Annotated in this window: 1 protein-coding gene and 1 pseudogene; both read right to left on the reverse strand. The window is 78.1% G+C overall.

The genetic code is table 11. The features are described from left to right. Window positions 1–374 (reverse strand): annotated as a pseudogene (locus tag V7E46_RS33510) (hypothetical protein); the annotation flags it as partial. Further along, window positions 371–1,393: ADP-ribosylglycohydrolase family protein (locus V7E46_RS33515; protein ID WP_333771923.1), on the reverse strand; the 1,023-nt coding region annotated here is incomplete at its 5' end. The pseudogene V7E46_RS33510 and the gene V7E46_RS33515, both read right to left, overlap by 4 nt.

Genomic DNA, 1,393 nt, shown 5'->3' on the forward strand with positions numbered 1-1,393 from the left:
CCCCCCACCGGCCCCGCCGCGTCGCGTGCGGCGTCCCCCGTGCGGCCGCGGCGCCGCACGCCGGTACGCGCCGGGACGGGCACCTCGGCCCGTACCGCTGGGAGCGGGTCCTGCGGTTGGCCGGGGGGCGGGGCCTGGCCTGGCACACGCGCCTGGTGCGGCGGGAGCGGATCCGGCGGCTCGTGCGGCGCCGGGGTGCCGGCGGACGGCGTCGGGGCGGTGCCGGGTACGCCCGCGGGCTCCGCTCGGATCGGGTCCGGCGGCGGGCTGTCGGCGTCCGGGGCGCCCGTGCGGGACGCGGGGATCAGGGGCGCCCCCGTGTCGGTGGTGGCGGCGGGCGGGTCGGCCGGGACCGGGCCGGGGGTTCGCGTCATGACGCTGCCCGGCCGGTGCCGGTGTGCCCGTCGGGGGAGAGCAGGTCGGCGATGTCGTGGACGTGGTAGCCGGCCATCGCGGGCAGGCAGCTGCCGCGTACCTCTCTGACGACCCGCGACCAGCGGGCCGGGATGGCCGACCAGCCGCCGAGCGTACCGGCGAGCGCGCCCGCCACCGCGGCGGTGGTGTCGGCGTCCCTGCCCATGTTCACCGCGGTGAGCACCGAGCCGGTGAAATCGCCCGCCGCCAGGGCGAAGGCGCCGAAGGCCAGGCCGACCGCCTCGGGCGCCAGGTCGGTCCACGGGTAGCCGCCGATGACGACCGCGGCGCGCAGCGCGCGCTCCCGGTCGAGCACGGTCAGGTCCGCGTCCAGCCTGACCCGGCGGGCCACCGTCACCGCCCGCCGCAGCGAGCGGGCGGTCCAGGAGTCCTCCGGCACCACCGACAGCGCCGCGGTGATCACCCCGGCACAGTCTCCGCCGCCCATCGCCGCCGCCACTCCGGCCGCGACGGCCTGCCCGCCGTAGATCCCCTCGCCCTCATGGCTGACCGTGCCGTCGATCGCCACCAGCCGGGCGGCCTCGGCGGGCCGCCCCGCGGCGAAGACACCGCAGGGCGCGGCCCGCATCGCGAGGCCGTCGCTCCAGGCGTGCCGGTGCTGTGCGGTGATCGGCGAGGCCAGACCCCGGCGCAGATTCTCCAGGGTGCCGCGTTCACTGAAACCCGCGCCCTTGAACGGGCCTTCGTCGCGGTCCGCGATCCACACGTGCCAGGCCGTCTCGACGTCGCCTGCGGTGAGCGCGGAGCCGTGTCTGGCCAGCAGCAGGCCGGACAGGATCGCGTATTCGGTGTCGTCGGTGCCGGCCGGGTCGTCGGTGACGAAGTCCTCGATACGGCCCCAGCGCTTGCGGATCGCGGACGGTTTCATGTTCTCGGCCGGCGCGCCCAGCGCGTCACCGACGGCGAGCCCGGTGAGCGCGCCGCGCGCGTGGTCGCGGGGGGAGCCGGGGGCCGGGGC

Origin of the sequence: Streptomyces sp. IBSBF 2435, from assembly GCF_036815005.1 — a bacterium.
GTDB lineage: Bacteria > Actinomycetota > Actinomycetes > Streptomycetales > Streptomycetaceae > Actinacidiphila.